Genomic DNA, 5,410 nt, shown 5'->3' on the forward strand with positions numbered 1-5,410 from the left:
CCGCCCATGGCCAGTAGGATCAGCGGAGCGAAGCCGTACATCGGTTTATACGGCCCTTTCATCAGCCCATCCTTGCGGAACGTCCCGTTGCTGTGCCAATTATACAGTCCTTCGATCAGCCAGCCCAATATGGAGTAGACGATAAAATAGAAAAAGTATTCGCCCGGCACACTATGCGACGCATGCTGGCTCCAAGACAACAGCCCAGATATCATATTTCCGGCCTCCTTCATCCTATGAATATCCGATTTATCTGAAATCGGGCATAGTATGCCATCATGGAGACAGGAATATGTACGCAAAAAACCCCACAACCGTGGGGCTTGGTTAGTCGCTCGTGCGGGGCTACTTCATCTATGATCTTAACCGGATATAGATGCCTGTCTTGTCGTCCGATACTTTAAACCGGGGATAGCGGATGCATTCGGCGTCTTCCCGCTCCAATTGCAGCAGCCATTCCGCATAACGATCAAGACCTGTCTGCGAGACCTGGCGGACCAGCGACTCTGCTCCGTCCTCTTCGGCCGTTTCGCCCTCATCCGGATAGAACAGGCCGTCCGACACTAGCAGCAGGCTTTGCAGCCTGATCTTGTTGATTCTTCCATACTCGAAAAATTGCTCCGCCGCAGGCATCCCGTTCAGCACGGAATACCCTTCGGGCGTATTCATTTTCTGCTTGTTGGCGGCAATCACAGGCTTGACGGTCTCCCATAATTGATCCTTGGAACGCACTCCGGCCTCAATGCCATCCACCCATATCCGCTTCGACTCCTGGTCGATCGCAGCTACATGATCGCGGGTGATCGCCCGGATGGACCCATCCTCATAGATCGCATAGATCATGCAATCGCCGGCCTGAATGAACTCGACGGCCGAATCGGTTATACGAACGAGAGCCGCCCCCGCCGTCCATAATTCTTCCTTCGCCTGCGGATTGATTCCGCACCGGATCATTTCCTGGCCCAGCCGGGAGTTGGCTTCCCGGAGAAGGGCTTCTATTCCTTTAAATTCGGCCGCCGTTACACTTTCTGTGTACTGCTTGATGATTTGAGAAGCAAGCCGGCCGCCGGTCTCATTGCCGGCTCCACGGTATGGCACAAGCGAAGTGGCGCCATCCACCACACCATAGAGACTAAGCTCCTCATTCAATATGACGGCATCCTCGTTCCACTCCCCTGTGCCTTGAAGCGAAATCCAATCTATTTCAATCATATTATCCTTCCCCTGTCCAAAATTAAATCCTTCCGGCCGAAATTCGCACCCCACTTCCTTACGCTCAGGGCATGTACGGCAGCAATTGCGAAGCATAGGCGCGGAAATCGGCTTCCCGTTCCATCTCCAATTGGTTCAGGATCAGCGCAATCCGCTCCCAGCGCAGGCGCGCGTCTTCCGAAGGCTCCAGGCTTTCCAGCGCCCCGGCAGCGCCAAGGAGCACACTATATTTTCTGTTTAAGGCATAGTTTCGGGAGATTGCCACAATCGTCTCTGTTCGAACCGGCAAATATCCGGTGGCCATCAGCACTGTCGCCTGGGCCTCGGAGGAGGCGAGGTAGTTCACCACATCTTCCGCCGCTCCCGCAGCCTTCTTCCCGGCCACGATGCCGAAGGAACTGATATGAGGCAATAGCGCTTCTCCGCCCGCAAGCGGCGCCGGAAGCATATCATACTCAAATTTTCCGGCAATGTAATGGTCGAGCCAGGGTATCATATTTGAATTGGCCATGTAGAACAATGTCTTGCCGGAGATGAAATCGCTCGGAGCCAATTGGCTGCGGAGCGGCTTCATGGCCTTCGAATCAAAGACAAGACCATTCCATACCCGGAGCAAGCGCTCCAGCCCGGAGCTTCCGGGCAGCCCGCTTTCCCGGGATTGCTCCCATAAATTCAACAGAATGAATGGCTTCGAATCATCCATTACGAGCGCTTGCTCCCAGCCCGCCGAATGGCGCGCCGTCAGATCGGCCTTCCATGCCTTTGTCTTGTAGCCAAGCTCTTCCAGGGAAGAGAAGCCGACGACTTTATCCACACCCGTCCATTTCATCAGGTCCTTATTGTAGAACATTACCGGAACGGAGACACCTGCCGGAACCGCCCATAATCGTCCGCCATAAGTGAACGGCCGGGCCGCCGCAGGCAGCATATCTCCGGGAAGCGATGCACGGCCGGATATCGGCGCCAGCGCATTCAATGAAACCAGTTCAGGCAGTCCGTAGGAGCTGTCCAGCTCCACAATCTGCGGAGCCGTCCGGATCGAGAGCGCCGCAAGCAGCTCGGTATGCAGCTCCTTATAGGAAGGGAATACCCTCACTTCCAGCTCTACACCCGGATGGCTCTTCTGATACGCAGCCAGCAGGTCTGACCAGCCGCTCGTGTAGATCCAGCAGACCAGCTTCTCCTTTTCCGTGTCATACTGCTCCGGAACCCGCTTGACCTCGGTGAAATAGTTGGAATATACAATGACAGTAACCGCAATAATGACCAATAAAGCCGCCCATACCACACCATTTTTGGTCATTGTCATCCTCCCTTTCTACCTGGGCCGCAGACGCCTCTATTTTCCTGAAATTTTTATAGGGATAAGCCCTTGCCGCCGGACAGCTTATTGGCAATGAGCAGAGAAATCAGCGTGCTTAACGTCAGAATTGACGCAAGCGCCGCGCCCGTGCCATAGTTGGAGGTAAACACCTCGCTGTAGATCGTAACCGAAATGGTTGCTGTCGCTCCATAATACAACACAAGGGTCGAGCTTAGCTCGTTAATGGTTGTAATCCAGCTCAGAATCGCTCCGGATATGACGCCCGGCGCCATCAGCCTTCCCGTTGTCTTGAAGAAGGTCTTCATCGGCGGGACGCCCAGACTGATGGATGCTTCCTCGACACTGCGGTCAAGCTGGTGAAGAATGGCTGTACTGGAGCGGATGGTGTATGGAATTTTGCGCACAACATAGGCAATGACAAGAATAATCCATGTTCCCGTCAGCACAATCGGCGGTTTGTTGAATGCGACAATAAGGCTGATCCCGAGCACCGTTCCCGGCATGACATACGGAATCATCAGTATGCCGTCGAGCGCCGCCGTAAGCTTGGATTTGCGCCGAACCAGAATATACGAAATCAGCATGCCGCCCGCAACCATAATGATGATGGACAGGATCGAATAGGAATACGTGTGAATAATCGAACGGGGAACCCGGTACAGCACTTCCCGGTAGCTGTCAAGGCTAAACCCTGACTGAAAGACAGGACCCTTCGTTTTGATAAATGACGTCAAGATTACGGTCAGCTGCGGCAGGATCGAAATACACGCGGGAATAAAAGCGGCAATTGTCAGCAGCGTCTTCGCCAGGGGCTTCAGCGGAATCAGCTTCGGTGTCCGCATCCCCGTCATCGAGAAGTTTTTGCGCGCGACGAAATAGCGCTGAGTGAACAAGACCGACGTGGAGAACAGAATCAGAATGATGCTGAGCGTGCTGGCCATCGCCGGGTTGCCGCCCATTTCACTCACGAATTGCTCATAGGCAAGAATCGGAAGCACCTTGAAGCCTTGTCCCAGCAGCATCGGAGTGCCGAAGTCCGCGAAGGATGCCATGAATACCATGAGCGCCCCGGCGGAAAGCGTTGGAAAAATCAAGGGCAGGGTCACGGTCCGAAGGCGCTGCCAGGCGGTCATCCCGAGGCTTTCCGACGCCTCCTCCAGCGACGTATCGATGGTCTTCAGCGCGCCAGAGACGTACAGGAAGATATGCGGGTAGAACTGGAGCGCGAATACAAACACGATGCCGTGCATCCCGTAGATTGACGGAACCGAAATGCCAAGGTCGCGAATGAATTTTGTGATAAAGCCGTTATTGCCCATCAGCAAGATCCAGGAATAAGCGCCGATGAACGGGGGCGACAGCAGAGACATCACAATCATAATCTGTATAAGACCTTTGAACTTGATGGCATATCGGGTAAACAAGTAGGCCAGCGGGACTCCAATCAGGATAGCCCCGATTGTGGCAAGCGCTGACACCATAAAGCTGTTCAGCAGCGCCATACGGTAATATTTTAATGAAATGAAGGTAATATAATTTTCGATGGTGAAGCCGCCTTCTTCGCTGATAAAGCTGTTGATGAACAGTGTGACCAGCGGGTACACCACGAAGGCGCACAGCAGGACATAGACCACGATCGTGACCGCGGTCCAGAAATCCCATTTTCTCAGCAGCAGTCTCTGCCGGATGGCATTGCCCGGAGTCGCCTCAGCTCTCGATAGCACGGTAGATTACCTCCTCGCCGCTGCCATTGTAAATGACGGATTGGCTCAGCCCAAGATCAAGATACACGGGCTGCTTCGGCTTGTAAATATCCCGCGTATACACCGAATGGTCATGAACCTCAATGGATTCGCCCGACGCCATTTTTACCGTGTAGCTGACTTTTTCCCCAAGGAAGGTTACCTCGTCGATCGTCCCCTGATATCCATGCTCCACGGAAGGCTCCGGCGACAGCTTTACCCGTTCGGGCCGGATAGAGAACAGCACCTTGCCGGAATGCGGCTTCAGCAGAGGCAGCTCGGTTTCAAGTCCCATCAGCCTGATATTGGCGGGGTTGCTCAGGGTATCGCCTGCTTCACAGGTTCCGTCCAGAAAATTCGAGGTGCCCATAAAGTTGGCGACAAACCGGTTCTGCGGATACAGATAAATCTCCTGCGGGGAAGCAATCTGCTGCACGGTTCCATTATGCAGGACGGCAATTCGGTCGGATACAGCGAGCGCTTCCTCCTGATCATGCGTCACGTAGATGGTCGTAATGTTGAGGTCCTTTTGCAGCTTGCGGATATCCGTGCGCATCTTCACTCTCAGCTTGGCATCGAGGTTCGACAAGGGCTCATCCATCAGCAGCAATGCCGGACGGATAACAATCGCGCGGGCCAAGGCGATCCGCTGCTGCTGACCGCCGCTCATGTTGGACGGAATGCGGTCCTTAAGATGCGTAAGCTCCACCATGTCGAGCGCCTCCAGCACCCGGGTCCGAATCTCCTCCTTGGACACCTTTCTCGCCTTCAGGCCATAGGCCACATTATCAAATACAGTCATATGGGGAAAAATCGCATAGTTCTGAAACACCATGCCGATATTGCGTTCGTGAGTGGGCACATCATCAATCAACTGGTCGCCAAAGTAAATATGGCCTTCTTCCTGTCTGTAAAAGCCCGCTATCGTCCGAAGCAGCGTCGTCTTGCCGCATCCGCTGGGGCCAAGCAATGTGAAGAACTCGCCTTCTTCTATCGTAAAATGCGCATCATTAACGGCCTTTGCCGTTCCAAAGTATTTGGTGACATGATCGAAAACAACCTTGCTCATGAGTATCTCCTCGCTTCCGGTAATGACGGGAACAGCGGCGGCAGCCGGTTCATGCTCCTGTGC

Annotated in this window: 5 protein-coding genes; all 5 read right to left on the reverse strand. The window is 53.9% G+C overall.

What is annotated here, in order from left to right; all coding sequences use genetic code 11:
• Positions 1-215, reverse strand: a 215-nt coding sequence (locus L692_RS0105705; RefSeq protein WP_025697991.1) for a putative ABC transporter permease, incomplete at its 3' end; no start/stop codon positions are given.
• A gap of 139 nt (positions 216-354) precedes the next feature.
• Positions 355-1,212 (reverse strand): protein phosphatase 2C domain-containing protein, encoded by an 858-nt coding sequence (locus L692_RS0105710; RefSeq protein ID WP_025697993.1) that lies wholly within the window; start codon positions 1,210-1,212, stop codon positions 355-357.
• Between the two features lie 64 nt (positions 1,213-1,276).
• Positions 1,277-2,515 carry an extracellular solute-binding protein gene (locus L692_RS0105715; RefSeq protein ID WP_025697995.1) on the reverse strand — a complete coding sequence of 413 codons (1,239 nt, stop codon included), beginning with the start codon at positions 2,513-2,515 and terminating at the stop codon, positions 1,277-1,279.
• Between the two features lie 53 nt (positions 2,516-2,568).
• A complete protein-coding gene (locus L692_RS0105720) occupies positions 2,569-4,260 on the reverse strand; it encodes an ABC transporter permease (protein ID WP_198027707.1) in 1,692 nt (563 codons plus the stop codon).
• Positions 4,244-5,410, reverse strand: a 1,167-nt coding sequence (locus L692_RS0105725; protein ID WP_332258253.1) for an ABC transporter ATP-binding protein, incomplete at its 5' end; no start/stop codon positions are given. The genes L692_RS0105725 and L692_RS0105720, both read right to left, overlap by 17 nt.

It is taken from the genome of Paenibacillus forsythiae T98, assembly GCF_000520735.1.
GTDB lineage: Bacteria > Bacillota > Bacilli > Paenibacillales > Paenibacillaceae > Paenibacillus_AQ > Paenibacillus_AQ forsythiae.